Genomic DNA, 25,699 nt, shown 5'->3' on the forward strand with positions numbered 1-25,699 from the left:
TCACAGCATCGGCACGTTCAGCCCGCGGTCGCGGGCGACGTCGCGGGCATGTTCGTACCCGGCATCCACGTGGCGCATGACGCCGGTTCCCGGGTCGTTGATGAGCACGCGCTCGAGCTTCTCTGCGGCGAGCGCCGTGCCGTCGGCGACGCACACCTGGCCGGCATGGATGCTGCGCCCGATCCCGACGCCTCCGCCGTGATGCAGCGATACCCATGACGCCCCGGATGCTGTGTTCAGCAGCGCGTTCAGCAGCGGCCAGTCGGCGATGGCATCAGAGCCGTCTGCCATCGCCTCGGTCTCCCGGTAGGGCGAGGCGACGGAGCCGGCATCGAGGTGGTCGCGGCCGATGACGATCGGCGCTTTCAACTCACCAGACGCGACCATCTCGTTGAACTTCAGCCCCGCGAGGTGCCGTTCCCGGTAGCCGAGCCAGCAGATGCGTGCGGGGAGTCCCTCGAAGTGCACCTTCTCGCCCGCCTGCTGCAGCCAGCGGTGCAGAGCGGCGTCTTCGGGGAACAGCTCCGCGATCGCGCGGTCGGTCTTGTAGATGTCCTCCGGGTCGCCGGAGAGCGCCGCCCAACGGAAGGGTCCTCTGCCCTCTTCGAACTGCGGGCGGATGTACGCGGGCACGAAACCGGGGAACGCGAACGCGCGGTCGAAGCCGCCGAGCTCCGCCTCCCGGCGGATCGAGTTGCCGTAGTCGAAGACAGCCGCACCCGCATCCTGGAATCCGACCATCGCCGCCACGTGCTGGGCCATCGACTCCCGCGAGCGGCGCGTGAAGTCCTCGGGGTCGCGCTCCGCCTCCGCCTTCCACTGATCGACCGAGCTGCCGATCGGCAGGTAGGCGAGCGGGTCGTGCGCGCTGGTCTGGTCGGTCACGATGTCGATGGGCACGCCGCGACGCAACAGCTCGGGGAAGACTTCGGCGGCGTTGCCGACCACTCCGACCGAGAGCGCCTCGCCGGTCTCTTTCACGGCGCGCACGCGGCTCACGGCGGCTTCGAGGTCGGTGGCGTGCTCGTCGAGGTATCCGTGCTCGACGCGACGGGCAAGCCGGGTCTCGTCGACGTCGACGATGAGCACGACGCCGCCGTTCATCGTGACGGCCAGCGGCTGCGCGCCGCCCATGCCGCCCGCGCCAGCGGTGAGGGTGAGGGTGCCCGAGAGTGACTCGCGCCCGAGCGAGCGCGCCACAGCCGCGAAGGTCTCGTAGGTGCCCTGCAGAATGCCCTGCGTGCCGATGTAGATCCACGACCCTGCGGTCATCTGTCCGTACATCGTGAGCCCGAGCGCTTCAAGCCGGCGGAACTCCGGCCAGGTGGCCCAGTCGCCGACGAGGTTCGAGTTCGCGATCAGCACCCGCGGCGCCCACTCGTGTGTGCGGAAGACACCGACCGGTTTGCCGGACTGCACGAGCAGCGTCTCGTCCGGTGCGAGCTCGTCGAGCGTGCGGACGATCGCGTCATAGGCCTCCCAGGATCGGGCAGCCCTCCCGGTGCCGCCGTACACGACGAGATCTTCGGGGTGCTCGGCAACCTCCGGGTCGAGATTGTTCATCAGCATCCGCTTGGCGGCCTCGGCGCCCCAGCTCTGGGCGGTGCGCTCGGCGCCGCGGGCGGCTCTCACGATGCGTGACTCAGACATGTGCGTACTCCTTCGCGGTCCGGGCGACGGCGCCCGATCGGACGAGTTCGGTGACGGCTTCGATCTCGGGCGAGAGGTAGCGGTCGGGGCCGGGTCCTGCGGCGACCGTGCGCACGAGATCGCGCACGGCGCCGGTCGCGGGCCCGGCCTGGATGGGGGTGCGCAGGTCGAGCGCGCGGGCGGCGGTGAGCACCTCGATTGCGATGACCCGGGTCAGTCCGTCGATCGCGCGGCGCAGCTTGCGGGCCGCCGCCCACCCCATCGAGACGTGATCCTCCTGCATCGCCGAGGACGGGATCGAGTCGACGGATGCCGGAACAGCGAGACGCTTCAGCTCGGAGACGATCCCCGCCGCGGCGTACTGCGCGATCATCAGGCCGGAGTCGACCCCCACCTCGTGGGCGAGGAAGGGCGGCAGGCCGCGGCTGCGCGCCGGGTCGAGGGCACGGTCGGTGCGTCGCTCGGAGACGCTCGCGACATCGGCGACGCTGATCGCGAGGAAGTCGAGCACAGCGGCGACCGGAGCGCCGTGGAAGTTGCCATTCGACTCGATGCGTCCGTCGACGGTGATGACCGGGTTGTCGATGACACTGGCCAGCTCGCGGGAGGCGATCATCGCCGCGTGCTCCATGGTGTCGCGTGCGGTGCCGTGCACCTGCGGCGAGCAGCGCAGCGAGTAGGCGTCCTGCACGCGCCCGTCTTCGGGACCGGCATGGCTGGCGACCATCGGCGAATCGGCCAGGAACGCCCGCAGGTTGGCGGCCGAGTGCGCCTGCCCGGCCTGCGGGCGCAGTGCCATGAGGTCGGCGGCGAACACGGCATCCGTCCCGAACTGGCTCTCGATCGACATGGCTGCGGCGAGGTCGGCGCTCGTGAGCAGCCCCTCGAGGTCGTGCAGCGCGAGCAGCAGCATCCCCAGCATCCCGTCGGTGCCGTTGATGAGGGCGAGCCCCTCCTTCTCGACGAGCATCAGGGGATCGATGCGGGCGGCGGCGAGGGCGTCGGATGCCAGGACGAGAGCACCCTCCGCATCGCGCACCTCTCCTTCGCCGATGCCGGCGAGCGCGATGTGTGCGAGAGGGGCGAGGTCGCCGGAACACCCCAGTGAGCCGTACTCGCGCACGACGGGGGTGATGCCCGCGTTCAACATCGCGGCGTAGGTCTCTGCGACGACGGTGCGGACGCCGGTGCGGCCGGAGGCGAGCGTCTGCAGGCGCAGCAGCTGCAGCGCGCGCACCACCTCGTCCTCCACCTCGGCCCCGGTGCCTGCGGCGTGCGAGCGGATCAGACTCACCTGCAGCTGATGGCGGCGCTCGGGCGCGATGAAGGTCGTCGCAAGAGCGCCGAAACCGGTCGATACGCCGTAGTGCGGGTTCGGGTCGGCGGCGAGCGCGTCGATCACGCCCCGGGTCTCGGCGATGCGGTCGAGCGCTTCGTCGGCGAGCACGACCTGCGCACCATCGCGGGCGACCGCGACGACATCTGCAGGGCTGAGAGCTTCGGCGCCGATGCGCACGGGATCTGTCATGACTTGATTCCACACCCCGTCACTGGCGGCAGACAGGGCCGCGTGGCATCCTGTGTCTGTGATCTCAGACAAGAGCACTCGCGGACCCCAGGTTCCCGCCGCGGACCAGACGCTGCGGATCCTCCGGCATCTGGCGACGCGCCCCGCCCCGGTCGCAGCATCCGCCATCGCCCGCGATCTGGGGGTCCCGCGCTCGACCGTGCATCATCTGCTGAACACGCTCGCAGAGCACGGCTTCGTCTTGCACCTGCGCGAAGAGCGTCGGTGGGCGCTGGGTGCCGCGGCGTCCGAGCTCGCCGGTGGATTCGCCCGCCAGCAGCCGCTCGCCCGTCTCGGCCGACCGCTCGCCGCAGCGCTCGCGGATCGACTGGGCGAGAGCACCCACCTGGGGGTACTGAGCGGTGCCGACGTCGTCTACATCGTCGAGGAGCGTGCACCGCGGCGTCCGGCCCTGGTGACCGACGTCGGCGTGCGCCTTCCCGCGCATCTCACGGCGACAGGGCGCGCGATGCTCGCCGCGCTTCCGCGCGAACAGGTGCGCGCACTGTACCCGAATGCGTCGGCCTTCTCGACGCGGACGGGCCGCGGCCCCGATCGGCCGGGCGAACTGCGAGAGCTGCTGCGCAGCATCCGCGCCGCCGGCTTCGCGTCAGAGGACGGCGAGGTGACCGACGGCACGCGCTCGGTGGGCGCTGTGGTGCTCGACGCCTCGGACTGGCCGATCGCCGCGGTCGCTGCGACGTGGTCCAGCGGCAGCGGGCCGACTGAGCAGGATGCCGCGAGCGCCGTAATGGCGACGGCGGTGCAGCTGCAGCAGCGACTGCGCTGACAGAAAAAGGGAGCCGCAGGTCACACCTGCGACTCCCCGTGCCCTCAGGGGCCGGAACTTCGTCGAGTCACGCGCCCTTGCGTGTCTTGATGAAGGACTCCGGCTCCTGCTTGGCGCGCTTGGCTGCCCGCTTCTTCTTGAGCGTCAGCTGCGCTGTCTTCTTGCCGGCCTTGGCTGTCGGTGTCTTCCCTGCCATCGGAACTCGCTTCCCCTCTCATGCGGTTGGCGGTGTGACCCCGACCATAGCCCGTTCCCCAGGGAAGTCAAATTTCCCGGTGAGAAGGAAAAAACCCGGATGCTGCGCCAATCCCAGAAGCCGAGTGCCGCTACGCTGGGGCAGTGCTCGAGACTCTCACCGGATTCGCCGTGGTGGGGCTCGCCATCGCCGTCGGGTACATCATCGGACGCATCGATCTGCTCGGCCCGCACGCGCGTCATGTGCTGGGCCGGTTGACGTTCTTCGTCCTCTCTCCGTTCCTGCTGTTCACCGTGCTCGCACAGGCCGACGCACGAGTGCTGTTCTCGTCGCTCCTGCCGGTTTCGGCCATCGCTGCCGTCGCCGTCATCGGCCTGTACGCGCTCGTCGCGAAGCTGTTCTGGAAGCGCAACATCGGCGAGACGGTGATCGGCGCCCTCTCGGCGGGCCAGGTCAACTCGAACAACATCGGCATCCCGCTGTCGCTGTATCTGCTCGGCAGCGCTGCCTACCCTGCGCCGGTGATCCTCCTGCAGCTGCTCGTGTTCACCCCGATCTCGCTGGCCATCCTCGACACCGTGACGAGCGGGCGCACCTCGGCGTGGCGCACCTTCGTCCGCACGGCGACGAACCCCATCATCCTCGGGTCGGCACTGGGCACGCTGGTCTCCGTGCTCGGCATCGATCTGCCGCCCATCGTCATGGAACCTGCCACCCTGCTGGCCAACGCCTGCGTTCCGGTACTGCTGATCAGCTACGGCATCTCGCTGTTCGGGCAGAAGGTGCTCGGCGCTTCGGGGCACCGCCGCGACGTGCTGCTGGCGAGCACGCTGAAGCTGCTCGTGATGCCCGCGATCGCGTGGGTGACCGCGGAGTTCGTGTTCGGGCTGTCGGCGCATGAGGTGCTGATCGTGGTCATCCTCGCGGCGCTCCCCACGGCGCAGAACGTCTTCAACTACTCGCAGCGCTACGATATCGGCGAGTCGATTTCTCGCGACACCGTCTTCATCACGACGGTCGGCTGCGTGCCGGTGCTTCTCGCGGCGACGATTCTGCTCGGGTGAGATGTCGCCGGTCTCTGGCAGAGTGAAGGCATGAGCGGTCTGCGAATCCTTCACCTCAGCGACACGCATTTCTCGGGCGACGGCGGGCGCCATTATGGTGTCGTCGACACGGTCGAGCACCTCCGGCGCGCCCTCGCGCACGTCGGCCATCTGCTGTTCGATCTCGTGGTCGTCTCGGGCGATGTCAGCGAAGACGGCACCGAGGAGTCATACCGCCTCCTCACAGAGCAGCTCACACCCTGGGCGCAGGCGCGCGGCGCGCGAGTCGTGTTCGCGATGGGCAACCACGACCGCCGCGACGCGTTCCGCGCGGTGCTCGGCGGCGGGCAGCCGGATGCCGGTGAGCAGGAGCTGTCCGGCGTCGACCTGGATCGCCCCGTCGCATCCGTCGCCGATCAGGACGGTTGGCGGGTCGTCGTGCTGGACAGTTCGATCCCCGGGGTCGGGTACGGCGACCTCGAGCAGGAGCAGAAGCAGTTTCTGCGCGAGACGCTTGCGACGCCGGCCGAACACGGCACGGTCGTCGTCGTACACCATCCGCCGGTGAACGCGCAGACCGATCTGGTGCAGGCGCTCGCGCTCGATGATGCGGACGGGCAGGAGCTCATCGACATCGTGCGCGGCACGGATGTGCGCGTCGTACTGTCCGGCCACTACCATCTGCCGATCACCGAGTTCGTCGCGGGCATCCCGGTGACCGTGGCGCCGGGCGTGACGAACGTCTCGTGCGCATTCGGCGATCCCGCTGAAGAAGCGGCGATCGACGGGTTCGGCGGGTCGGTGGTGACGATCGATGGCGAGCGCGTCCGTGTCGTGCCGTTCGTCGAGCGTCTCACGCCCGACGACGTCGTCTTCCACTTCGATGCCGATGCTGTGGCCGACATCATCCGGGATGCCGGGCGCCCCGTGGATCCCGCGGAGTCGCTCGCGCCCTGAGCTCGCTGCTCGAACCAGCCCCGTCAGCATCTCTCGTAGTCTGATCCCATGGGAGCTTCGCGTCGTCAGCGCTTGATCGCGATGGATCGTGTCGTCGACATCGGATTCGCCGTGCTGCTCATCGTATGTGGGATTCGATATTTCAGTAGGCATCCACTCGAGGGCGTCGGCTCTGCCGCGCTCGTCCTCGCGATCGGTGCGGGTGTGAGTTACGCGATCGCCGTGATCGGCCGGCGCAGCCCCGAACCCGTGGTGCACGGTGCCGGGCTGGACGCGGTCGGATCGAGACAGGCGATCGGGCTCCTCGTCGCCACGGGCTTCTGGCTGCCGCTCGTCGTACTCGCACCCTCTTTCGGATGGTGCGGTTTCGCGCTCTTCTTCGCTGTGCACCGAGTGATACGCGGGCGCCTCGCAATCGTCATCTCCGCTGCCATCGTCGTGGCTGTGAGCGTCGGGCTCTTCCTCATGTCACGTGGCGATGACCTCGGACTCGTGCTCGGCCCGTTCTTCGGTGGCCTCGTGCTCACCTACGCCTACACCGCACTCGATCGGGCGCTCGACGCGCAGCGGACGCTCATCGCAGAACTGGTCGACACCCGCGAACAGCTTGCACGTTCCGAGCGTGATGCCGGCGCACTGGCCGAACGCGAACGTGTGGCCGGCGAACTTCACGACACTGTGGTCCAGCGCACGGCGACAGCTCTCCTCATGCTCGAATCCGATGACCTGCACGGCGGCGAGCAGTCCCCCGTGGTGAGCGAGGCGCGTGAAGCGCTCCGCGAAGGCCTCGTGCAAACGCGACAGCTTCTTCACGGCCTCGCCGATCCACGCGAGAGCGAGGTTCCCCTCGCCACGGGGCTGAAAGCGCAGGCGCAGACCGCGGGCGCAGAGTTCACCATCGTCGGTGATGAACGCACTGTCTCCGACGCGGTTTCTCACGCACTCCAGCGCGTCGTGCAGGAGGCTCTGGTCAACGTTCACAAGCACGCGCAGGCGACGTGGTCGCGCGTCACCCTCACCTTCTTCGACGCTGAGATCGGCGTGGATGTGGCCGATGACGGGCGCGGGATCTCCGCCCCGGCACACCATTCGGGGATGGTGGATCCCGACTCCGGCGACTTCGGCATTCGAGCGATGACGTGGCGTGTCGAGAATCTGGGCGGGACCCTCACCGTCGAGTCGTACCCGAACGAGGGGACGGTCGTGTCCGCGATCGTCCCCGACGCTGCCCCGAGGACGGGCACATCATGATCAGGATCCTGCTGCTCGATGACCACCCTGTCCTGCGGCACGGCGTGAGGTCGCTGCTCGACACTCAGAGCGACTTCGAGGTCGTCGCCGATGTCGGCTCTGCCGCGGAGGCGGCCGCCGCGGCTCCTGACATCGACGTCGCACTCGTCGACCTCGATCTCGGTGACGATGCCCCCGACGGATTCGACGCGATCCGCGAGATCCGCCGGGCGAATACGGCCACGAGCGTGCTCGTATTCACGGCGTACGACTCCGACGCAGACATCGTGCGGGCGCTGGATGCGGGCGCTGCCGGCTATCTCGTCAAAGACAGCAGACCTGCCGACCTGTTCCGGGCGATCATCACCGCCGCCGAGATCAGTCCGAGGATCGTGCCGTAGATCAAGGGAATACGCGGGTTGGTCACCTCGGTGCGCGTCACAGTGCGACGTCCTGCGGCCAAGTGCAGGATCAGGATCGTCCACAGACCGGTGACGATCATGATGACGACGAGACCGATGATGTACGTGACGTCGATGATCGGCGGATCGTTGAGGAGCGCCGGAGGTTTGCGCATGAAGTAGGGAGTGAGGATCGGCAGTTGCAGGACGACCTTGCCCATGCCGCGGCCTGCCGCGAACCCGTATGCCACCCCCAGCAGGACCAGGATCAGTGCGAGTGCCCAGGTCTGACCTCGCAAGAGGATCGAGACCACACCGAGCAGCGTCAAGGACGCCACAACCAGTGCCCCGACGCGCACGCCACCGCTGATCCAGCCGAAGGATGCCGCCAGAACGCCGAAGAACGCGACCGCGCTGACGCCCGGCACCCAGTTCGAAGCGATCAGCACGGGTGCGGCGATGATCACCAGACCGGCGAGCAGCTTCAGCGCGAGGATGACGGTGCTGCGTCGGCCCCCCACGGGCAGGGCTTCCGTCGTGGAACGTTGCATGCTCACTCCCTCTGCCGTCGAACCTTCCGGTTCCTCAGCCTGATCTGAGGCTAGCGTGCAACGCTCTCCGGCCGGGCGAAGGGTTCGAGCGGTCGTCAGCGTGTCGCTGGGCTAAGCTCAGCGCAAGGCGCGGGATGACTCTGCGGAGCATCCGAACGCGGACACATATCGTCACGCCTGAGGAGGCATCTGGTGCGGAAACTGTGGCCGAATGACTTCGGGATCGGCGGTGTGTTTCATCGTCAGCCCCTTGATGAGCGCTCCGACGTCGCATACCTGAGCGGCAAGCTCGCCAGATATGTGGTGGACGGAATACCAACGCCGGTTCCCGACGGCGTGACCGTAGCGGCCGCGACCGAGATCGCTCATGAAAACCCGGGCCAGATGGCCCTGTTCCTCTACGCACATCCTCGCGCCGAGCAGATCGAGGAGCTTGCTGCCGCGTGGGATCTTCATCCGGTGCTGTTCGAGGACCTCATCCATGCCGGTCAGCGTCCGAAGCTGGAGCGCTACGGTGACACTCTCTTTCTCGTCGCGAGAGCAGCGAGGTATCTCGATGACACGGAAGAAGTGGATTTCGGAGAATTCCACGTCCTTCTGCGCCCAGGAGCAGTGGCAGTGATCTGTCAGGACGACCGGTGGATCAGTGCCCCGGACGGTGTCAGACACCACCCGGACGACATTGACTTCGGTGATCGCGAACGCGCGATGCTCACCGACCAGGCCCTATTGAAGATGGGACCGATCGCGGTCGTGTACATGCTCCTCGACACAATCGTCGAGGCCTACCTGCCCGTCCTCCACGGCATCACCAACGACAAGGAGGAGATCGAGCGGCAGGTCTTCAGCGGCGACCTCTCCGTTGCAGAGCGCATATATCGGTTGAGCCGGGAAGTGATCGAGATCCAACAGGCAATCGCATCCCTGACCGATGCCGTCGACATGCTCCGCTCTGACGCGGAGGATCAGAAGGTCTCTCCAGAACTGCTCACGCGCCTGGATTCCGTAGCCGACAATCTCACCCAGGCCGCCACGAAGGTGTCGATGCTCCGCGAAGCGCTCACGCAGATCCTGAGTGTCAACGCGACGCTGGTCAATCAACGCCAGAACGAAGACATGAAGAAGATCTCCGGGTGGGCGGCGATCCTGTTCGCACCATCACTGGTCGGCGGGATCTACGGCATGAACTTCGAGGTGATGCCGGAGCTGAGCTGGCATCTCGGGTACCTCTTCGCCTTGGGGGCGATGCTCGTGCTTGCCGTTGTGCTGTATCTGGTGTTCAAACGCAGCAAATGGATCTGACCCAGCAAACTCAACACACGGTGGACCTAAGGGGATTCGAACCCCTGACCTCCTCGATGCGAACGAGGCGCGCTACCAACTGCGCCATAGGCCCGTGAACCTCAGCTAGATTATCACGCTCGAAAGCAGCGATGCGCCGAGACGGCGCTCAGCCCGTGGCGCGCCGCTGCAGCAGCTGGCGAACGTGCTGCTCGATCTCGGCGTCATCCACGAATCCCATCCGCGCATACGGCGACGATTCCTGCGTGGCGGCAGGGGCGGATGCCGCGGGGAGCGATACCGGCTCGGCCGGGGCCATCTGCTCAGCGCGCCTGCGGAGTTCGGCCACCCGCTCGGCACGATGCAGCTCCTGCTTCGCCTGGATCTCTGCCTGGGCGGTCTGGGTGAGCGATCCACTCACCGATGCCATCGGCGCCGGCAGCGGGCGCGGCGTCCATGAAGCGCGCCCCTGGTCGTGCAAGGGCGGCGAGACCCGTGGCGCCGTCTCTGCTCGCACCGTCGCTGCCGGGGCGCCAAGAGCGCGGCGAGCGACGGATGCCATCTTCTGCAGCGTGAGCGCGCCGGCGACGGCGACCGCCCCGCCGACCCAGATCAACAGCTGTGCACCACCAGTGACGAGTAGCCATACACCGAGACCGGCGACTGCAAGACCGAGCACGAGAACGGCGGTGGCGACGACCCGCACTCGGCGCCGCGCACGCGCCTGACGAAGCACAGGATCGGCGCGCGTCGCAGCGAGCTCGGCGCGCAGTTGCACGAGTTCGGCCGCCTCTTTCTCGGACTGCACCCGCTTGGCGAGCTTCTGCTGCGCGAGCGCGGTGCGGGCGTTGAGCTCCAGCCGCACCTCGTCGGGCGTCTCGCTCGTCTCCGCGAGCACACGCAGCGCCTGATTCAGACGCACGGCGTTCCGCTCGGCGGCGTTGTACTGGTACTTTCCGCGCCAGGAAGGGAGCAGGTACAGCATCCAGAGCAGCACCGCGACAAGGACGATAACGCCCCCACTCAGCACCGGCCCATTCATAGGCTCAACGGTATGCGACCGCGTGCCGCGCGACCCCGACTCCGGGCGCGTGTCGCACGCCTCTCATGAGAAATTCAGATCGGCAGGCGATCCGAGGGCGGGATGCTGGCGGCATCCTGCGGGGCACGGCCATTGACCCATCGGGCGAGCACGCCGTCGGGGACATCCTCGCGGGTCAGCGCGAACGCGTAGTGATCGCGCCAGTCGCCATCGATGTGGATGAACCGGCGACGGAAGCCCTCGTATCGGAAGCCGAGCTTCTGCACGACCCGCAGGCTCGCCGCGTTCTCGGGACGGATGCAGATCTCCATGCGGTGCAGTCCGTACTCCGTGAAGCATGCGTCCGTCGCCATGGCCACGGCGGTGGGCGTGATGCCGCGACCGGCGAAGCGCTCGCTGACCCAGTAGCCGATCGTGGCCGAGTTGAGCGAGCCCCGAGAGACACCCCACACGTTCAGCTGCCCGGCGATCTCACCGTCGTGCAGCATCACGAACGGGTAGCCACCGCCATCACGGTACTGCTGCAGGAGCCGACGGATGCTCAGTCTCATGTCAAAGCCGGAGGCACCGTTCGGGATCGTCGCCTCCCACGGCTGCAACCAGGCTCGGTTCCTCAACAGCTCCTGTTGAAGGACGCGCGCGTCGCGGATCCGGATGAGCCTCAGCTCGACCGGACCGTGGCGATGCCCCTGCAGGAAGTCCATGCGATCCCCGTCGCCCGAGCACTCACAGGCTCTCGGCGAACCCCTTGAGCCAGGGGCGCAGGTCGGCGCCCAGGTCTTCACGGTCGGTCGCGAGTTGCACGATCGCCTTGATGTAGTCCACCCGGTCGCCGGTGTCGTAGCGGCGACCGCGGAAGATCACGCCGATCACTCCGGGGCCGTCTTCGTCTGCCGCGAGCTCCTGCAGAGCATCCGTCAACTGGATCTCGCCGCCCTTGCCCGGCTCGGTGCGCTCGAGGATCGGGAATACCGACGCCGGCAGCACGTAGCGGCCGATGATGGCCAGGTTCGAGGGCGCATCCTCACGCGCTGGCTTCTCGACGAGACCGGTGACACGCACGATGTCGTCCTGATCGGTCGCCTCGACGGCGGCGGCGCCGTACATGTGGATCTGCTCGGGGTCTACTTCCATGAGTGCGACGACCGTGGCGCCCGTGCGCTCGTGCTCGGCGATCATCGTCGTGATGAGCGGGTCGCGATCATCGATCAGGTCGTCGCCGAGCATCACGACGAACGAGCTGTCGCCGACGTGAGTCTTGGCACGCAGCACCGCGTGACCGAGTCCCTTCGGCTCGCCCTGGCGAAGGTAGTGGATATCGGCGAGATCGCTCGACTTCATGACCCGCTCCAGGCGCTTCATGTCGCCCTTCTCCGTGAGCTTGACCTCCAACTCGGGAACCGAGTCGAAATGGTTCGAGATCATGTTCTTGTTGCGTCCGATGATGACGAGGATGTCATCGATGCCGGCTGACGCCGCCTCTTCGACCACGTACTGGATCGCCGGTTTGTCGACGACCGGCAGCATCTCCTTGGGCATGGCCTTCGTCGCGGGGAGGAACCGCGTACCCAGGCCCGCTGCCGGAATGACCGCCTTGATTGACTGCTTTCCCATCAGGCCAGCTTACTGGGGTCTCGCAGAGGACCGACACGTAGAATCCCAGCATGTCGTCCGAGGCCGAACAGGAGAAGCGCGCACGGCGCATCGAGCTTCGCGCACAGCGCCGGGCCCTCTCTGACCAGCAGCGCGCAGACGCGGCATCCGGACTGACCGCGCAGCTCGACGCTCTCGTCGACGCGCACGGCGCACGCTCGATCTCCTGCTTCCTCTCCACGAAGACAGAACCCGGCACTCGCGCATTCGTCACCGGAGCCGTGCAGCGCGGCATCCGCGTCCTGCTGCCCATCACTCGCGCGGACGGACTGCTGGACTGGGCGATCGCGAACGATTCCGATGAGCTCGCCGAAGGCCTGTTCGGACTTCCCGAGCCGACCGGGGAAACGTTGAGCCCCCTCGCGGTGAACGATGTCGACCTCATGATCATCCCCGCCGCCGCCGTCGATGCCGACGGCACCCGGCTCGGCTGGGGCCGCGGCTACTTCGACAAGACCATCGGATCGATGCAGAACCGCCCGCCGGTGTTCGCAGTGACCTATGATTCCGAAGTAGTCGATTCCCTTCCGCGCGAGCTGCACGACCAGCCGGTCACCGGCGTCGTGACGCCCACGCGGACCCTCCACCTGTCGCATCCGCGACCCTGAACCAGCCGGACGAACATGCCCACCTACGCTTACGCCTGCACCTCGTGCGATCACGCCTTCGACGCCGTCCAGAGCTTCTCCGATGACGCACTGACCCTCTGCCCCGAGTGCGGGGGTGCCCTGCGCAAGCAGTACGGATCGATCGGCGTGACGTTCAACGGCTCCGGGTTCTATCGCACCGATTCGCGGAGTGGCAGTGGCGAAAAGTCCGGTTCAGCGGCATCATCGAAGACGGAATCGTCGACGAATGCCAAACCGGCACCCGCGGCGGCTCCAGCCTCGACTTGAGGCTCGATCACACCTACGGGGGGGTTCTTATGTTCAAGGGCTTCAAGGAGTTCATTGCCCAGGGCAACGTCATCGATCTCGCGGTCGCCGTCGTTATCGGCGGTGCATTCACCGCCATCGTCACCGCGGTCGTCGACAGCATCATCACACCTCTAGTGGCACTGTTCTACCAGCCGGATGATTCCGGCAACATCGGTCCGGTCATCCCGGGCATCTACGGTCAGGAAGTCACGTTCCCGCTGGGCAACCTGATCACCGCGATCATCAGCTTCATCGCCGTCGCACTCGTCGTCTACTTCGTCTTCGTGATGCCGATGAACAAGTGGAAGGAGCGCCAGGCCGCCAAGAACCCCGCGGTCGAGGAGCCCACGCTGCCGAACGAGCAGGAACTGCTCATCGAGATCCGCGACCTGCTGCGCAAGGACGCCGACACCAGCGCCTGATCCCCGGGGCGCGAACGGCGGTCAGTAGTGCGGGGGCACGTCCCCGAGCAGCCTGTCGTCGTTCGCGCCTTTCGCATCGCTGCCACCACGGCGCTCGGTTCGAGCAGGCTTCTCCCCCGCCTCGGGTGCCGGATCCGTACCCGGCACCGGCGTCAGCCGTGCACGACGGCTGCCGGGAACGCGCACGATCCGCTGCCGCTTCTCGCCCACGGCACCCGCGTCGCCGGGCTTCTGATCAGGCATCGCCCGGAAGGTCGATCGGCTGGGTGTCGGTCTCGGCTCTGACCGCGTCGGCGGCGATCCCGAGGACGGCGGCGATGCGGGATGCCGCGGTCACCGGGTCGCTGTACAGATCGAAGGCGTGCACGCGCACGTAGTGCCAGCCCAGGCGTCGCAGCACGTGCGGCCGCAGGCGCAGGGTCTCACGCAGCGAGTCCCCCAGCGTCTCGGGATCCGATTCGATCACGACAGCCTTGCCGTCGTGCTGGGCGACCAACGGCAGCAGACCGCGGTAGTCGACGTCGACCGATGCTCCCAGGCGGCGCAGCTCACGAGCCAGGGCGAGGGTGAGCGGATCGGCGAGGTCTTCCAGGCGCGAGTCCCTCCCCCGCGAGGCGAGGCCGCCGAGGATCGACATGAGGGTGGATGCTCCGTGCTCGAGCCGCCCGTCATCGAATGACGATGGGCGAATCGACGACACCAGCACCATCGACCGGCGCGCACGCGTCATGCCGACGGTGAGCAACCGCTCACCGTCCGGCGTCGACAGGTCGCCGAAGTCGCTGAGCACCCGACCGTGCTTGGTGAGCCCGTAGCCGAGCGAGAAGATGACGCGGTCGCGGCTCTCGGCCACGGACTCCTCGAGGGTGAGCACGGCGAACGGCTCGGCGGTATCGCGGCCGACGAAGTCGGCGACATCCGATCGTCCGGCGAAGGCCGTCGTCACCGCGGCGCGCACGCGCTCGGCGTGACGGGCACTCGCGGTGACGACCATGAGCGATTCCGACGGGCGATGCACGGCATGCTCGACGACGAGGGTGACGACCCGCGCGACCTCAGCGTCGGGGCTCTCGACGGCGCCGGAGACCGGATCGGGTGCGCCGACCCCGCCCTCGACGTAGTCGACGGTCAGGCTGCCGCGGCCGAGGTACGATCCTGCCCACGGGAGCGAGGTGATCTCTCCGCCGTAGAAGGCGTCGTTGATGAGCTCGGCGAGGTCTTCGCCGCCTGCTCGATAGCTGCGCGTCAGCGTCATGACCGGCAGCAGCTCGGCAAGTCGCTCGAACGCCGACGTCTGGTCGAACGGCACCTCCGCCTCCCAGTCCTCACCCGCATCCACCGCCAGCTCGAACGGTGTCGGACGCTGCGTGACCGGGTCGCCGAACGCGACGACCTGGCGACCACGGCGAATGGCGGGGGCGGCTTCTGCGAGGTTGATGGCCGCGGCATCCACCAGCAGCACCGTGTCGAACTCGACCGAATCCGGGATCTCGGGCACGAGATACGGCGAGGCGATCCACGCCGGCGCGAGCACGTTCATGAGCGTCGGCGCGGCCGAGACGATCTCCGCCGTCGTCGGGGTGCCTTGGGTGAGCGCGCGACGGAGGTTCTGCGACTCTGTCGGTTCGTCGACGATCGCGATGCGCCACTGGTTCGCCATCTGCCAGGCCAGCAGGGGGCCGGCCATCGCAGCGTGCGCCTCATCGACCAGGCGGTAGTCGCGCTCGAGCCGGTCGACGACCGCCGTATTCGCGCCGAGCAGGGCGCGGTTGTCCTGCAATGAGCGCTCCAGCAGCGACTGCCACCAGGCGAACTCGAGCTCATCGGCCACCTGCTCGTCAGAGACGTGGCGCACCGAGAGCTCCGCCAGCAGAGGCTCGAGGCCGAGCGTGGCGAGCTTGTCGCGGATCGTCGCGCGCTCCACGAGATTGTCGAACACATCCGACTTGGCGGCGAGACCGGCAAGGGTTCGCACCAGGCGCTCCACGGGCAGGGCGGCGAGCGGCTCGCGGCGTCCGAGGGCGGCGTCGAGTTCGGCCAGCTCTGCCGTTGCCCGTTGCCATGATGCGTACACGTCGCCGAGCCCGAGTGGCACCTCCGGCGCGACGCCGGCGTCGACGAAGCGCTGCCACTGCGTGCGCTGCTGCTGGATGCGCAGCAATGCCTCGTGCATCTCGGTGATGTGCACGCCGGGGCGCACGTACTCCTTGGCGAGACGGCGCAGCCGACGCCGGTTCGCCGCAGACATCGCCGGCGCATCGCGGCGCGAGCCGTGCGCCTGGATCAGCTCACCCAGCGGGCGCTCGAAGACCGTCGGGCTGAACCGGTCGAGCGAATCGCGCATGCCCTCGAGCAGGCGCAGGTACTCGCCGAGTTCGTCGATGGTCGCGAACGGACGCATCCTGGTCTGCGAGATCAGCTCGTAACCGCGTTCGAGCAGCGCCGGGATGCTGGTGGCGTGCAACCGTCCCGCGAGCTCGTGCGCCGACGTGGCATCCTGGGTGCTGCGGAAGTTCACGCCGTACCAGGGCGAATCGTCCGGGCCGAAGCGGAACTCGCCGAGCTTGGCCGCCTGCACGAGCGCTGCGGCGGCCTCGCTGCGGTCTCCGGCAAGTCGGCGCAGCGTCTCGAATCCGAGCCGGGCCGTCGTCGACGGCGGCGTGGGGAGGGATGCGAGCCGGGTGAGCTGGCGCGTGGCATCCAGCATCGTCACCCCGACACCTTCGATCGGCGCCGTCAGCGCGCCGCGGTAGTCGAGCAGCACGTTGCGCAGGCGCACCAGCGCGTCATCGACATCGCTGACCTTCGGTGCGGTGGCCTTCTCGTTGCGGCCGATCGCCCGGACCAGATCACGACGGATGCTGCCCGGTGAGACCGCGAGGCTGTCCAGGCCGATGCCGCTCAGGCGGTGGCGCACGCCGTCGAGCGTCGATCGGCGCGCTGAGACGACGAGCACGCGCTTGCCGGCGCGGACGAGTTCGCCGAGGGCGTTGATGACGGTCTGCGTTCCGCCGGTGCCCGGCAGCGTGGAGACGACCAGGGAGTGCCCCGCCGAGATCCGTGCGAGCACGGATTCCTGCTCGGCATCCGCGTCGAGCAGCAGGGTGTCCGACGCCGGTGCGCGCTCGTCCGGGCCGGTGACATGCGGAAGCGGGAGCGCAGCGGTGACCTGCTCGCGATCGGCCACGTGGCCGGCGAGCGCGTTCAGCAGTCGATGGTCGAGGGTGCGGCTGTCGCGCGACATCGAGGCGCCGACGTCGGCGAAGGTCGACACGACCAGGCGCGGCAGAACGGTGAACGTATCGATCGACTGGGTGGCCGCGCGCAGCCGGTCGATGACGGGCTGCGGCTTGAAGATGCCGCTGTCATAGGCGAGGGATGCCAGCGCGTCGGCATCGATGGTGATGCCGAAGTGATCGCGCGCCACCCGCACCAGCTCGGGATTGACGGTGAAGGCGCCCTGCAGCTTCAGCTCGTAGTCGGTGTGATGCCGCCGGATCGCAAGCGGACGCAGCAGCACCGGAGCGGCGAAGTCCGACCCGCCGATCCGCCAGCCGGCGAGACCGACGGCGAGGTGGACGGCGTCGATGCCGCGGACCGTGCGCAGTTCGGTGTTCTTCGTGGTGATGCGTTCGGCCGCCATGCGGGCGGTGCGCAGTCCGACCTCATCGCGGAAGAGGTTCGACAGCAGCGTTGATTTGCCGGTGATGAACTGCGGCAGACTCCCCGGGTGGGCCTTGGAGATGTCGATACCGCCCTCGACGGTGTCGCGGTAGGTGATCAGGGGCGAACGTCCGCCGAGATCGGCGGCCTCGGCACGCAGACGGATGCGCTCGGACTCGGCGATGTGCGCGACCGCGATAGCCGTCGGGTCGTCCTGCTGGTCGCCGATGGTCACCGCGGCAGCCGATGCCGCGGCAGCCGCGGCCTTCTCTTCACGTCGCCACACATACGACAGACTAGGCTCCGGACCAGCGTGCGCCCTGTATCCTGGGCGGGTTTCACCGGATTGGCCCACCTTTCCTCCACATCGGAGAGGGTTTCGCGGCTTCTCCCCCACTCGTGGATTCTCGCCGCCGGCGGGGTCGGCGCACGGTTCAGGATGGGCTCATGACATTCCGCTACGACTTCGCCCCCACCCCGTTCGGTGACGCGCTGGTGGTCTTCTCGGATGAGGGCATCGTCCGATTCGACCTCTCCGAGGCCGCCGACCCGTCGGTGCCGTGGCTTCTGGAGGACGTCTCCGCCCGGCTCCGCGACGTTCCCGTTCCCGACTCCGGCGCCGCTGATGAGCTGGCGCATCTGCTCGACGACTACTTCGCCGGTGACCCGATCCGCTTCGACGAACATCTCCGGTTCGACTGGCGACTCGTCGACGGGTTCCACCTCGCGGCACTGCAGGCGATCACGACGATCGAGTGGGGCGAGACGATGAGCTACGGCGAGGTCGCCGCCGTCGCGGGGAGCCCGGGGGCCGCCCGCGCTGTCGGCACCGCGTGCCGGCTCACGCCGTTCTCTATCATCGTGCCCGTGCACCGCGTGGTGCGCTCGGACGGCTCGCCCGGCCAGTACGGGGCGCATCCCGAGCACAAGCGCTACCTTCTCGATCTCGAGAAGACGTAGACGACGGGAACCTCCGGCGTGTGGGCCGCCGGAGGTTCCCGTACTCCTGGTGGAACTGTCGCGATCAGTGCTCGACGGCCTTCTCCGCCCCGAACCCGGTGAGCGAGCGCACCTCCATCTCCGCCGCCAACTGCCGCGACTCCGCCGCACGACTGGTGATCGTGCCGAGCCAACCGAGGATGAAACCGAGCGGGATCGAGACGATGCCCGGATTGTTCAGCGGCCAGATCGCGATGTCGATGGTCGGGATCATCGATGTCTCCGATCCGGAGAACACCGGGGACAGCGCGATGAGGATGATCGCCGACCCCAGACCGCCGTACATGCTCCACACGGCGCCCCGAGTGTTGAACCGTCGCCAGAACAATGAGTACAGGATCGTCGGCAGGTTTGCCGATGCCGCGACGGCGAAGGCCAGCGCGACCAGGAAGGCGATGTTCTGACCCTGCGCGCCGATGCCGCCGACGATCGCGAGGATGCCGATCACGACCACTGTGCGGCGCGCGACCTTGACCTCCGCGTTCGGGTCGGCGTCCACGGCAGTCCCGTCGGCCTTCTTACGTCCCTTCTGGATGACGTTCGCATAGATATCGTGCGCGAACGATGCCGCGGCCGTGATCGTGAGACCGGCGACCACCGCAAGGATCGTCGCGAACGCCACCGCCGAGATGAAGCCGAGCAGCAGCGGTCCGCCGAGGTACTGCGCCAGCAGCGGCGCCGCGGAGTTCACCCCGCCGGGAGCCGCCTGGATGACCTCAGGACCGACCAGAGCGCCCGCGCCGTAGCCGAGCACCAGCGTCAGCAGATAGAAGCCGCCGATCAGCCAGATGGCCCACACCACCGAGCGACGCGCCTCCTTGGCCGTCGGCACGGTGTAGAAGCGCATCAGTACGTGCGGCAGGCCGGCCGTGCCGAGCACGAGCGCCAGCCCCAGCGACACGAAGTCGAGCGGATTGGCGCCGTACTGCAGTCCCGGAGCCAGGATCGCTTCGCCCTGCGGCGATGCCTCGACGGCCGACTCGAGCAGCGTGTTCAGGTTGAAGCCGTTGATCGCCAGCACCCAGATCGTCATGACGATCGCACCGCCGATGAGCAGGAAGGCTTTCACGATCTGCACCCAGGTCGTGCCCTTCATGCCGCCGATGAGGACATAGACGATCATCAGCACACCGACCACGGCGATGACGATCGACTGTCCGATGCGCCCATCGATGCCCATGAGCAGCGATACGAGCCCGCCAGCACCGGCCATCTGTGCCAGCAGGTAGAAGAAGCAGACGGCGAGCGTGGTGATCGCCGCGGCCATCCGTACCGGGCGCTGCTTGAGACGGAACGACAGCACGTCGGCCATCGTGAACTTGCCGGTATTGCGCATCAGCTCGGCCACCAGCAGCAGAGCGACGAGCCAGGCGACGAGGAAACCGATCGAATAGAGGAAGCCGTCATACCCGTTGACCGCGATGGCACCGCAGATGCCGAGGAATGACGCCGCCGAGAGGTAATCGCCGGCGATCGCAAACCCGTTCTGCGGCCCGGTGAATGAACGACCAGCCGCATAATAGTCAGCGGCGGTCTTGTTGTTGCGGCTGGCACGGATGACGATGAAAAGTGTCACCGCGACGAATGCCGCGAAGATCGAGATATTGAGGACCGGATTGTTCTCACCGGTCGGCGCGGCGGCCAGGTGCACGATATTCATGAGTGCGCCTGCGCCTTCTCGAGTTCTTCTCGGATCTCCTGCGCTTTCGGATCAAGCTTTCGATTCGCGAATGACACGTAGGCCATGGTGATGGCGAAGGTCGTCACGAATTGTGCGAGTCCGAACAGAAGGCCGACGGTGATGTCACCCCAGACCCGCTGACCCATGAATTCCGTTGCATAGGCGCCCAACAGCACGTAGACGAAATACCAGATGAGAAACAATGCCGCGAGCGGAAAGATGAACGAACGCTGCGTTCTTTTCAGCTTCTGGAATCGTGGTGATTCCTCGACAGCGATGTAGTCGATTCCACCCGCCGGTTCGTCGGTGGTTCGGTCAGTCATGGGGCCTCCTTGCCTCATGTCGGATCCTCGCGCGGCGGGGGCCGCGCGAGTGGTAGGGTCGACGCTACGAAACGGGGGACGACGCCATCACCCCCGAAAGTAGGTATCGAGGAGTTCCAACGATCACGTTCGATCCGGATGCTGATCTCGTCGCACAGGCGGTGCGCGAGCTCGCTCGGCGCACCCGCTTCCCGGTCGCGTTCGGCGGTCTCTTCGAGGATGGCGCCGTTCCCGTGACGAGCATCATCGGCACGCGCACGCACAGCATCGACGGCCTCACCGTCCGCCCCGAGCGCGGGCTGGGCGGACGTGCAATGACAGAGCTGCGCCCGCGCATGACGAGCGACTACGGATCGTCACGCCAGATAACGCACGATTACGATCGCTACATCCTCGGCGAGGGGCTGCGCACCCTCCTGGCGGTCCCGATCGTCGTCGATGGCCGCTCGCGGGGCGTGCTCTACACGGGTGCGTGGCGCGAAGCACCCGTGGGCGGGGTGACGACGGCGCCAGCCATGACCATCGCCGAGTCCCTGGCATCCGAGCTGCGGATCCGCGACGAAGTCGACCGGCGCATGCGATCGCTCTCGCCCCCTGGGACGGCGGTCGACGCCGCGGATCGCGAGGAGCTTCGAGAGAGCTTTGCCGAGCTGCGCGGCATCTCCGCCGAGATCGCCGATGCGGGACTGCGTGCACGGCTGGCCCAGCTCGAGCAGCGGCTCCTGGCGTTCGCCCGCCTCGAGGCGCCGACCACGGGCACCGGGCCGATCAAGCATGCGGCGTCCGCGGTGCGCCTGTCGCCGCGGGAGACCGATGTTCTCGCCTGCGCCGCGCTGGGCTGCACGAATGCCGACATCGCAGCCCGCCTCGGCCTTCGCGAAGGAACCGTCAAGGCATATCTCGGAACGGCCATGTCGAAATTGGATGCTTCCACCAGGCATGCGGCGGTCGCTCGCGCCCGCCGTGCAGGAATTCTTCCCTGAGCGGAATTCTGTGGCATATCGTATTCGCAATGCGTATGATTGCGGAATGGCTCGACGTATTGTGCACCAGTTTGTTGATGATCTCGATGGAACGGTTCTTGAGGCTGGTGAGGGGGAGAGCATTCATTTCTCTCTCAATAACACGGCTTATGAGATCGACCTGACGGCCGAGAATGCCGATGCATTCCGAAAAGCTCTCGAGCCGTATATCGCCAGCGCTCGACGAGCGACGGCGACAGCGGCGCGCGGAGGATCCCCGAGAAAGCGTTCCGCATCGTCGCCGGAGACGGCAGCGATCCGCGAATGGGCACACGAGAACGGCCACAAGGTCTCGGAACGCGGTCGCATTCCGGCCACGGTCATAGAGGCCTATCGCGCCGCGCACTGATCCGACCGCCGTGCCCCGTGTGCGCGTCCGCCGTCGATCGTGGGCACGCGTACTCGCGCCGGCGATCCTGATCCTCGCGTGGCTTGCCGCCGCAGCATTCGGCGGCCCGCTGTTCGGCAAGGTCAGCGAGGTCTCGTCCAACGACCAGACCAGTTACCTGCCCTCCTCTGCCGACGCGACCACGGTGCAGGATCTGCTGGGCGAGTTCAACGACTCCGATGCGATCCCCGCGATCGTCGTCTTCGTCGGCGATGCCGAGCTCGACGAGGACCAGCTCGCGGCGATCGACGATGCCATCGCCGCGGCCGGCGACGTCGAGGGTGTCGCCGACGAGGTGTCTCCGGGCATCCCCTCGGATGACGGACATGCCGTACAGGCCTTCATCCCGATCTCGAGCGAGGCCGATCTCGGCGACACCGTGGCAGCCCTCGACGAGGAACTGCAGAGTGCGACACCATCGGGTGCGAGCGTGTACGTCACCGGGCCCGCGGGGTTCTCGGCAGATCTCGTCGCGGGCTTCGCAGGAATCGACGGGCTGCTGCTGGGCGTCGCTCTGCTGGCGGTCTTCCTGATCCTCATCCTGGTCTACCGCTCGCTGCTGCTGCCGATCGTCGTGCTGTCCACGAGCCTGTTCGCGCTGTGCGTCGCCCTCCTCGTCGTCTGGTGGCTGGCGAAGTGGGAGATCCTGCTGCTGAGCGGTCAGACCCAGGGCATCCTGTTCATCCTCGTGATCGGCGCGGCGACCGACTACTCGCTGCTGTTCGTCGCGCGTTTCCGCGAAGAGCTGCGCTCGACCCAGGACAAGGGCGCAGCGATAGCCGCCGCGTGGAAGGGGTCGATCGAGCCCATCGCGGCATCCGGGGGAACCGTCATCGCAGGGCTGCTGTGCCTGTTGCTGAGCGATCTGAAGTCGAACAGCACGCTCGGGCCGGTGGCCTCCATCGGCATCGTCTTCGCCATGCTCTCCGCACTCACTCTCCTGCCCGCGCTGCTGTTCGTGTTCGGCCGGGCGGTGTTCTGGCCTCGGCGGCCGAAGTTCGAGCCGGAGGCGGTGCACGACGAGACCGGTGTGGCCACCACGGGACTCTGGGCACGCCTGGCCAGGGGAATCAAGCGCCGTCCGCGCCTGATCTGGATCACCACGACACTCGTGCTCGTCGCGGGCGCGGCCGGGATCACCCAGCTCGACGCCACCGGTGTTCCGCAATCCGACCTCGTGCTGGGGGCCTCCCCGGCACGCGACGGTCAGGTGGCGCTCGGTGAGCACTTCCCCGGCGGGTCGGGCAGTCCGGTGTACGTGGTTGTCGCCGAGGACTCGCTGCAGGATGCCGCGGACATCCTTCTCGACGATGACGGGATCGACTCCGTCGCCGTCACCGCACAGGACTCCCCCAGCGGCACGGCGAACGTGACGGCCGACGGGGTGGCAGCGGTCGGACCGCCGGGAACGCCCGCCCCCGATCCGACGGTCGTCGACGGCGAGGTGATGCTGCAGGGCACGTTGACGGATGCTGCGGATTCGGAGGCCGCGGCCGAGACGGTGCGCGAGCTGCGCGTCCAGCTGGATGAGCTCGATGCCCTGGTCGGCGGGGTGACGGCCACCTCGGTGGACACGAACGATGCCTCCATCCATGACCGCAATCTGATCATCCCGATCATCCTCGCGGTGATCCTGGTCATCCTGATGATGCTGCTGCGATCGATCCTCGCACCGGTGCTGCTCATCCTGACCACGGTGCTGTCGTTCGGCACGGCGATGGGGGTGTCCGCTCTGGTGTTCAACGGGGTCTTCGACTTCCCCGGGGCCGATCCTGCTGTGCCCCTCTACGGCTTCGTGTTCCTCGTCGCGCTCGGCATCGACTACAACATCTTCCTGATGACGCGCGTTCGCGAGGAGACCCTGAAGCACGGAACCCGCGAGGGCGTGCTCCGTGGGCTCTCGGTCACCGGCGGTGTGATCACATCGGCCGGACTCGTCCTGGCCGCCACCTTCGCGGCACTGTCGGTGATCCCGATCCTGTTCCTCGTGCAACTGGCGTTCATCGTCGCCTTCGGCGTGCTCCTGGACACGTTCGTGGTGCGGTCTCTGCTCGTACCGGCGTTGGCATACGACCTCGGACCCGCGATCTGGTGGCCGTCGAAGCTCACACGAGCGCAGGGATCATCGACACGACGAAACCGATCGTCCCGAGCGCTGTGAAGACGATCCCGAGGGTGAGGAACAGCCGTCGCATCACGGGCGGATTCAGCCGGGCGTGATTCGGATCGCGAACACTCACGAAGCCGTGATGCCATCCGTCCCCAGCATCCTCACGCGCGGCGAGAGGCCGCTCGTGGAAGTCGCCGGCCGCGAACCAGCGCACGATGGTTTCGCCGCCGCGTTCGATGACGGCGATCTCGACACGTTCCCATCGTCCTTCCGCGAGCGCGATCATTCCAGCGATCACGAGGAGCGGGATGCCGATGCCCAGGCCGATCCACGACACGACCTCCCCCACCACCGAGAAAGCGTCGATCAGATCCACGGGCTCATTCTAAGAGAGCGCGCGCCCTCTATAGTTCGCGCATCCGGCCGGGTCAACCGGGTGTGCGACAGGGGCGCTGTGCCGTAGCATCCCCAGCAACCGATGAAAGGAGGCGACCATGGAACATGACGGAGGCGCTCCGCAGGAGCCAGGACGTCCCGACGAGGACGAGATGCCGGACACCGAGCAGATGGAGCAACCGAGCGCGGAGAAGGAACCGGGCGAGGAGCCCCAGGCACCGACGCGCGAGGAGCCGGAGCCCAGTCACGAGGCCGTCGGCATCGGCATCATCGGCCGGCCGCAGGTCGAATCGGACGAGGACGGCTCTTCCGCGTAGGCCGCAGAGCTCAGGCTAGACTGATCGGGCCAGCCTCTGTAGCTCAATGGAAGAGCAGTTGCGTCCTAAGCAAACGGTTGGGGGTTCGAGTCCCTCCAGGGGCACTTAATGTCCGAAGTTCCAACATGCAGCCAAATGGATGGTGTTGGGACTTCAGACTTTTGCGTTGCGGCGTCGTGGGCCGCGAACCAGGTGTGGGCGTCGCGGGCCTTTTCGGGGTCGAGCATGATGCCCCACGGTTCGGCGAGGACGGGTCGGATGGTGCGGTCTTCGTCGATGTAGATCTTGACGAAGAAGGCCTGGTTGCAGAGCCTGCGGGTCTGGTCGTCGCATCCGGCGTAGATGCGGGCGATGTCGGTGGCGAGGTCGAGGCAGTCGCCGATGTGGGTGCGGGCTTCGGCATAGTCGTTGTGGTGCTCAGCGAGGCGCGCATCGATGGTGTCGAGTTCGGCGCGGAGCTGCCCCTGCCGTGTCTTGAGCTGGTCGAGGGTGATCGCGTCAGCGAGGTGCGCGTCGAGGATGCGTTCCTGGTCGGAGAGGTTCTTCACCCTTCTGGCAGTGAGGTCCGCGGCCTCTTCGCTGGCGGATGCGGTGAGCCGGTCGAGTTCGACGTTGAGGGTCTCGCGGAGCACGGCGACGGTCTCGGGCGGGATGCGGATGCTCTGGTAGTAGTCCTCGATGAGGGCTTCGACGTCGGTGGTGTGCAGGGCACGCTGGGTGCAGTCGGTGGTCTTTTGGTGTCGGCCGGTGCAGACGAAGTAGGGGTAGATGGTGCCGCTCTTGGAGCGGGCGTGGTTGATCATCAGCCGTGATTCGCATTGCCCGCAGAACACGGTGCCTTTGAGGTAGTGGTCGTGGGTCTGGGTGCGGTCTCCGGACTGGTTGTGCGCGCGGAGCACGGCCTGGACGGTGAGCCAGACTTCGGGTTCGACCAGGCGAGGGTGGTCGCCGTCGTAGCGGACGCCTTTGTAGACGACGTCTCCCTTGTAGTAAGGGTTGCACAGCATCCGGTGCACTGTGGACAGAGCGACGGGCCGGGACGGGCGAATCGCCCTGGATCTAATGGAGACTCGCGCTATTTGATTCCCGCCAGCTGATCG

At 67.2% G+C, this 25,699-nt stretch carries 27 protein-coding genes and 2 tRNA genes; 15 read left to right on the plus strand and 14 right to left on the minus strand.

What is annotated here, in order from left to right; all coding sequences use genetic code 11:
• On the minus strand, positions 1-1,650 hold the full coding sequence (gene hutU, locus ACTICP_RS06265) for a urocanate hydratase (protein WP_441890597.1): 1,650 nt from the start codon (positions 1,648-1,650) through the stop codon (positions 1-3).
• On the minus strand, positions 1,643-3,178 hold the full coding sequence (gene hutH / locus ACTICP_RS06270) for a histidine ammonia-lyase (protein WP_441890599.1): 1,536 nt from the start codon (positions 3,176-3,178) through the stop codon (positions 1,643-1,645). Before hutH ends, hutU begins: the two co-directional genes overlap by 8 nt.
• Positions 3,179-3,236: 58 nt before the next feature.
• Between hutH and ACTICP_RS06275 the strand changes: the two genes are divergently transcribed.
• Positions 3,237-4,007: an IclR family transcriptional regulator gene (locus ACTICP_RS06275; protein ID WP_441890601.1), complete on the plus strand. Its 771-nt coding sequence runs from the start codon at positions 3,237-3,239 to the stop codon at positions 4,005-4,007.
• A 67-nt stretch (positions 4,008-4,074) separates the two neighbouring features.
• On the opposite strand, the gene ACTICP_RS06280 is transcribed toward ACTICP_RS06275, so the two are convergent.
• On the minus strand, positions 4,075-4,203 hold the full coding sequence (locus ACTICP_RS06280; RefSeq protein ID WP_441890603.1) for a hypothetical protein: 129 nt from the start codon (positions 4,201-4,203) through the stop codon (positions 4,075-4,077).
• Between the two features lie 143 nt (positions 4,204-4,346).
• Between ACTICP_RS06280 and ACTICP_RS06285 the strand changes: the two genes are divergently transcribed.
• Genes ACTICP_RS06285 through ACTICP_RS06300 form a run of 4 tightly spaced genes read left to right on the plus strand, consistent with a single transcriptional unit; the run spans position 4,347 to position 7,834 of the window.
• Entirely contained in the window at positions 4,347-5,267 is a 921-nt protein-coding gene (locus ACTICP_RS06285) for an AEC family transporter (RefSeq protein ID WP_441890605.1), read from the plus strand.
• Positions 5,268-5,297: 30 nt separating this feature from the next.
• Positions 5,298-6,203: a metallophosphoesterase gene (locus ACTICP_RS06290; protein ID WP_441890607.1), complete on the plus strand. Its 906-nt coding sequence runs from the start codon at positions 5,298-5,300 to the stop codon at positions 6,201-6,203.
• Positions 6,204-6,251: 48 nt separating this feature from the next.
• A complete protein-coding gene (locus tag ACTICP_RS06295; RefSeq protein ID WP_441890609.1) occupies positions 6,252-7,454 on the plus strand; it encodes a sensor histidine kinase in 1,203 nt (400 codons plus the stop codon).
• Positions 7,451-7,834 carry a response regulator gene (locus ACTICP_RS06300; protein ID WP_441890611.1) on the plus strand — a complete coding sequence of 128 codons (384 nt, stop codon included), beginning with the start codon at positions 7,451-7,453 and terminating at the stop codon, positions 7,832-7,834. The genes ACTICP_RS06295 and ACTICP_RS06300 overlap by 4 nt, the downstream gene beginning before the upstream one ends.
• Here the strand turns inward: ACTICP_RS06300 and ACTICP_RS06305 are convergent.
• Positions 7,750-8,385, minus strand: a complete 636-nt coding sequence (locus ACTICP_RS06305; protein WP_441890613.1) for a hypothetical protein — start codon at positions 8,383-8,385, stop codon at positions 7,750-7,752. The two genes, ACTICP_RS06300 and ACTICP_RS06305, sit on opposite strands and share 85 nt — an antisense overlap.
• Positions 8,386-8,769: 384 nt before the next feature.
• Between ACTICP_RS06305 and ACTICP_RS06310 the strand changes: the two genes are divergently transcribed.
• Positions 8,770-9,687, plus strand: a complete 918-nt coding sequence (locus tag ACTICP_RS06310; RefSeq protein ID WP_441890643.1) for a magnesium and cobalt transport protein CorA — start codon at positions 8,770-8,772, stop codon at positions 9,685-9,687.
• A gap of 21 nt (positions 9,688-9,708) precedes the next feature.
• Here the strand turns inward: ACTICP_RS06310 and ACTICP_RS06315 are convergent.
• The 4 genes from ACTICP_RS06315 to galU all read right to left on the minus strand — a co-directional run bounded on the left by ACTICP_RS06315 (position 9,709) and on the right by galU (position 12,322).
• Positions 9,709-9,781: transfer RNA gene (locus ACTICP_RS06315), tRNA-Ala, on the minus strand.
• 54 nt (positions 9,782-9,835) lie between these two features.
• On the minus strand, positions 9,836-10,708 hold the full coding sequence (locus ACTICP_RS06320) for a hypothetical protein (RefSeq protein WP_441890615.1): 873 nt from the start codon (positions 10,706-10,708) through the stop codon (positions 9,836-9,838).
• A gap of 74 nt (positions 10,709-10,782) precedes the next feature.
• On the minus strand, positions 10,783-11,412 hold the full coding sequence (locus ACTICP_RS06325) for a GNAT family N-acetyltransferase (RefSeq protein WP_441890616.1): 630 nt from the start codon (positions 11,410-11,412) through the stop codon (positions 10,783-10,785).
• A 22-nt stretch (positions 11,413-11,434) separates the two neighbouring features.
• Positions 11,435-12,322: a UTP--glucose-1-phosphate uridylyltransferase GalU gene (gene galU, locus ACTICP_RS06330; protein ID WP_441890618.1), complete on the minus strand. Its 888-nt coding sequence runs from the start codon at positions 12,320-12,322 to the stop codon at positions 11,435-11,437.
• Between the two features lie 50 nt (positions 12,323-12,372).
• Here galU and ACTICP_RS06335 point away from each other — a divergent pair, with 50 nt between their 5' ends.
• The 3 genes from ACTICP_RS06335 to mscL are packed head-to-tail and all read left to right on the plus strand — an operon-like array spanning position 12,373 to position 13,700.
• Positions 12,373-12,969 carry a 5-formyltetrahydrofolate cyclo-ligase gene (locus ACTICP_RS06335; RefSeq protein ID WP_441890620.1) on the plus strand — a complete coding sequence of 199 codons (597 nt, stop codon included), beginning with the start codon at positions 12,373-12,375 and terminating at the stop codon, positions 12,967-12,969.
• 15 nt (positions 12,970-12,984) lie between these two features.
• Positions 12,985-13,257: an FmdB family zinc ribbon protein gene (locus tag ACTICP_RS06340; RefSeq protein ID WP_441890622.1), complete on the plus strand. Its 273-nt coding sequence runs from the start codon at positions 12,985-12,987 to the stop codon at positions 13,255-13,257.
• Positions 13,258-13,286: 29 nt separating this feature from the next.
• Entirely contained in the window at positions 13,287-13,700 is a 414-nt protein-coding gene (gene mscL, locus ACTICP_RS06345) for a large conductance mechanosensitive channel protein MscL (RefSeq protein ID WP_441890624.1), read from the plus strand.
• Positions 13,701-13,721: 21 nt separating this feature from the next.
• Here the strand turns inward: mscL and ACTICP_RS06350 are convergent, their stop codons facing one another.
• Both ACTICP_RS06350 and ACTICP_RS06355 read right to left on the minus strand, forming a co-directional pair.
• A complete protein-coding gene (locus ACTICP_RS06350) occupies positions 13,722-13,943 on the minus strand; it encodes a hypothetical protein (RefSeq protein ID WP_441890626.1) in 222 nt (73 codons plus the stop codon).
• Complete coding sequence (locus ACTICP_RS06355; RefSeq protein WP_441890645.1) at positions 13,936-17,658, minus strand: AAA family ATPase; 3,723 nt, start codon at positions 17,656-17,658, stop codon at positions 13,936-13,938. The genes ACTICP_RS06350 and ACTICP_RS06355 overlap by 8 nt, the downstream gene beginning before the upstream one ends.
• A 152-nt stretch (positions 17,659-17,810) precedes the next feature.
• Here ACTICP_RS06355 and ACTICP_RS06360 point away from each other — a divergent pair, with 152 nt between their 5' ends.
• On the plus strand, positions 17,811-18,323 hold the full coding sequence (locus tag ACTICP_RS06360; RefSeq protein ID WP_441890628.1) for a methylated-DNA--[protein]-cysteine S-methyltransferase: 513 nt from the start codon (positions 17,811-17,813) through the stop codon (positions 18,321-18,323).
• A gap of 64 nt (positions 18,324-18,387) precedes the next feature.
• On the opposite strand, the gene ACTICP_RS06365 is transcribed toward ACTICP_RS06360, so the two are convergent.
• Both ACTICP_RS06365 and ACTICP_RS06370 read right to left on the minus strand, forming a co-directional pair.
• On the minus strand, positions 18,388-20,022 hold the full coding sequence (locus tag ACTICP_RS06365; RefSeq protein ID WP_441890630.1) for a solute symporter family protein: 1,635 nt from the start codon (positions 20,020-20,022) through the stop codon (positions 18,388-18,390).
• Positions 20,019-20,366 (minus strand): DUF485 domain-containing protein, encoded by a 348-nt coding sequence (locus ACTICP_RS06370; RefSeq protein WP_441890631.1) that lies wholly within the window; start codon positions 20,364-20,366, stop codon positions 20,019-20,021. The genes ACTICP_RS06365 and ACTICP_RS06370 overlap by 4 nt, the downstream gene beginning before the upstream one ends.
• Positions 20,367-20,527: 161 nt before the next feature.
• Here ACTICP_RS06370 and ACTICP_RS06375 point away from each other — a divergent pair, with 161 nt between their 5' ends.
• The 3 genes from ACTICP_RS06375 to ACTICP_RS06385 are packed head-to-tail and all read left to right on the plus strand — an operon-like array spanning position 20,528 to position 23,937.
• Positions 20,528-21,349 (plus strand): LuxR C-terminal-related transcriptional regulator, encoded by an 822-nt coding sequence (locus ACTICP_RS06375; protein ID WP_441890633.1) that lies wholly within the window; start codon positions 20,528-20,530, stop codon positions 21,347-21,349.
• 46 nt (positions 21,350-21,395) lie between these two features.
• Entirely contained in the window at positions 21,396-21,737 is a 342-nt protein-coding gene (locus tag ACTICP_RS06380; RefSeq protein ID WP_441890635.1) for a histone-like nucleoid-structuring protein Lsr2, read from the plus strand.
• A gap of 10 nt (positions 21,738-21,747) precedes the next feature.
• Positions 21,748-23,937 carry an MMPL family transporter gene (locus ACTICP_RS06385; RefSeq protein ID WP_441890637.1) on the plus strand — a complete coding sequence of 730 codons (2,190 nt, stop codon included), beginning with the start codon at positions 21,748-21,750 and terminating at the stop codon, positions 23,935-23,937.
• Here the strand turns inward: ACTICP_RS06385 and ACTICP_RS06390 are convergent.
• Positions 23,882-24,262: a hypothetical protein gene (locus ACTICP_RS06390; protein ID WP_441890639.1), complete on the minus strand. Its 381-nt coding sequence runs from the start codon at positions 24,260-24,262 to the stop codon at positions 23,882-23,884. The genes ACTICP_RS06385 and ACTICP_RS06390 overlap by 56 nt on opposite strands.
• A gap of 118 nt (positions 24,263-24,380) precedes the next feature.
• On the opposite strand from ACTICP_RS06390, the gene ACTICP_RS06395 reads away from it, so the two are divergent.
• Both ACTICP_RS06395 and ACTICP_RS06400 read left to right on the plus strand, forming a co-directional pair.
• Complete coding sequence (locus ACTICP_RS06395; protein ID WP_441890641.1) at positions 24,381-24,599, plus strand: hypothetical protein; 219 nt, start codon at positions 24,381-24,383, stop codon at positions 24,597-24,599.
• A 32-nt stretch (positions 24,600-24,631) separates the two neighbouring features.
• A tRNA-Arg gene (locus tag ACTICP_RS06400) sits at positions 24,632-24,703 on the plus strand.
• Here ACTICP_RS06400 and ACTICP_RS06405 read toward each other — a convergent pair.
• Positions 24,665-25,615, minus strand: a complete 951-nt coding sequence (locus ACTICP_RS06405) for a recombinase zinc beta ribbon domain-containing protein (RefSeq protein WP_441890647.1) — start codon at positions 25,613-25,615, stop codon at positions 24,665-24,667. The genes ACTICP_RS06400 and ACTICP_RS06405 overlap by 39 nt on opposite strands.
• Positions 25,616-25,699: the final 84 nt, after the last annotated feature.

Origin of the sequence: Microbacterium sp. (assembly GCF_052102115.1) — a bacterium.
GTDB lineage: Bacteria > Actinomycetota > Actinomycetes > Actinomycetales > Microbacteriaceae > Microbacterium.